The organism is Thermovirga sp. (assembly GCA_012523215.1).
Classification (GTDB): domain Bacteria; phylum Synergistota; class Synergistia; order Synergistales; family Thermovirgaceae; genus 58-81.
The window spans coordinates 1-2,255 of record JAAYIZ010000324.1; the positions used below are offsets into that span (position 1 = coordinate 1).

At 65.8% G+C, this 2,255-nt stretch carries 3 protein-coding genes; all 3 read left to right on the plus strand.

Features of this window, described 5'->3' with window-relative positions; genetic code table 11:
* Nucleotides 1-486, plus strand: a 486-nt coding sequence (locus GX108_08540) for a DUF933 domain-containing protein (protein ID NLO57069.1), incomplete at its 5' end; no start/stop codon positions are given.
* Between the two features lie 16 nt (nucleotides 487-502).
* The gene (locus GX108_08545; GenBank protein NLO57070.1) at nucleotides 503-1,510 is read left to right on the plus strand and encodes an NADH:flavin oxidoreductase; all 1,008 of its coding nucleotides are present in this window, start codon (nucleotides 503-505) and stop codon (nucleotides 1,508-1,510) included.
* A partial coding sequence (locus GX108_08550; protein NLO57071.1) for an ROK family protein occupies nucleotides 1,507-2,255 on the plus strand: 749 nt, incomplete at its 3' end. The genes GX108_08545 and GX108_08550, both read left to right, overlap by 4 nt.

Genomic DNA, 2,255 nt, shown 5'->3' on the forward strand with positions numbered 1-2,255 from the left:
GTCCTCAACCTCGACGAGACCCAGGTCTCGGCGGACCTCCCCTGGTATGACGATATGGAGAAGCTCACCTCCGACAGGGGACTGGGATTCGCCAAGGTCTTCGGCCGCATGGAGATGGAAATGGCCGAACTCCCCCCCGATGAACAGGCCGAGTTCATGGCCGAACTGGAGATAACGGAACCCGGGAGGGAGCGGCTCATCCGCGAAGCTTACTCCCGGTTGGGACTCATCAGCTTCTTCACCATCGGCAAGGACGAGGTCAAGGCCTGGACCCTCCGCAAGGGTGGTACCGCCCTGGAGGCCGCCGGCGCTATCCACACCGACCTCGCCAGGGGCTTCATCAGAGCCCAGGTGGTCCACTACGACGACTTCGAAACCAGCGGCTTCTCCAACGCCGTCTGCCGCGAGAAGGGCCTCCTGGGGCTGGAAGGAAAGGAATACATCGTCCGGGACGGAGATATCATAGAGATAAGATTCAACGTCTGATGGGAGGAATGCCTTCATGACCCTTCTTTTTGAACCCCTAGAAATCCGGGGCCAGCGCCTGCGAAACAGGATCGTGGCTCCGCCCATGGCGTCGCTCTCGTGCACCAACACGGGGCTGCCCACGATGGAAACCCTGGAATACTACAAACCCGTCTCCGAAAGCGGCGTCGGACTGGCCGTTCTGGAGCATCACGCCGTCCACCCCGAGGGGAGGACACGCCTTCGCCAACTACTGCTCGACCGCGACGAGGTCCTGCCCTATCAGCAAGACCTGGCGGGGCTTTTCTCCGGTGCCGGGCTCCCGGCGCTGGTCCAGGTGAACCACGCCGGTTCCTACGTGGAGGACGAGGACCTTCTCCAAAATGAACGGTTTCCCAAGGCTCCGTCACCCATAAGGCACCCCCGGTCCACCGCCCTCATAATGCCCGCCAAACTCACCCTCGAAGAGATCGCCCTGGTACCGGTGACCTTCCTCGAGGCCGCCGGCAGGGCCGCCAGGGCGGGCTACGCTGGTGTGGAGATCCACGCGGCCCACGGCTACCTCCTGGGCCAGTTCCTGAGCCCCATGACCAACCGGCGCACCGACAACTATGGCGGCAGCATCAAGAACAGGGCCAGGCTGCTCTTCGAGGTCTACGAAGCGGTGCGCGAAGCCGTCGGCGACGAACTCGTCGTCGCCGTCAGGCTGGGGATGGCCGACACCTTCCCTGGGGCCGATCCCGTGGGGCAGACCATCGACGATGCCCGATGGGTGGCGTCGGAGTTCTCCTCCGTCGGCCTCGACCTGCTGGACCTCTCGGGCAACATGTGCGGCTACGACGGGCACGGCGAGGCCTGGTTCGCCCCCTACTGCCGCACCGTCAAGGACGCCGCCGGCGACATCCCCACCATCTGCACCGGGGGCATCAGGTCCGCCGAGACGGCCCTGCGGCTCCTGGACCGGGGCGAGTGCGACCTCGTAGGCGTCGGAAGGGCGCTCAAAAGCGACCCCAACCTGGTCCGCAAGTGGAAGGACCTTGAATGAGGGCCCTGGGCATCGACCTGGGCGGGCACTTCATAAAAGGGGCCCTCATCGAGGACGGTTCGGTGGCCGCGAGGAACACCGTCCCCACCCCCGAAAGCCGTTCCCCCGGTGACGTCATCGGCGCCATCGTGGCCCTGGTAACCAAACTGGACCCCGACGGGACGGAGAAAACCGTCGGCGTGGGCTTCCCGGGGATGCTCGACGGCCAGCGTGAAAGGGTCCTCCAGGCGCCCAACTTTCCTCTCATGGTGAACTACCCCTTCAGGTCCGCCCTCGCCCAGGCATGCGGCCGGGAAGTCCTGTTGGAAAACGACGCCAACTGCGCCGCCCTGGGCGAGTGGGCCGCCGGCGCCGCCAGGGGACTGACGGACTTCGCCATGCTCACCTTGGGAACGGGCATCGGCGGGGGAATAGTCTCGGGTGGACGCCTCCTCCTGGGAGTCCACGGCAAGGCGGCCGAACTGGGGCACCTGGCCGTGGGCGGCGATGCCCCCTGCGGCTGTGGAGCCCTTGGGCACGCCGAGGCCCTCTTCGGTGCCGACGCCCTGAAAAAGGCTTTTGCCCGGGACGGAGTGGAGGGTGACCTGCCTGACCTCTGGAAACGCCGCGACGAACCCTACGTAGCCAGGATATGGGACCACGCCCTCGATGTCCTGGCCCGGCTTGTGGCATCAGTGGTCCACGTCCTCGACCCCCAGGCCGTCATCCTTGGCGGGGGCCTCAGCCGAAACCCCGGCCTCGTGGA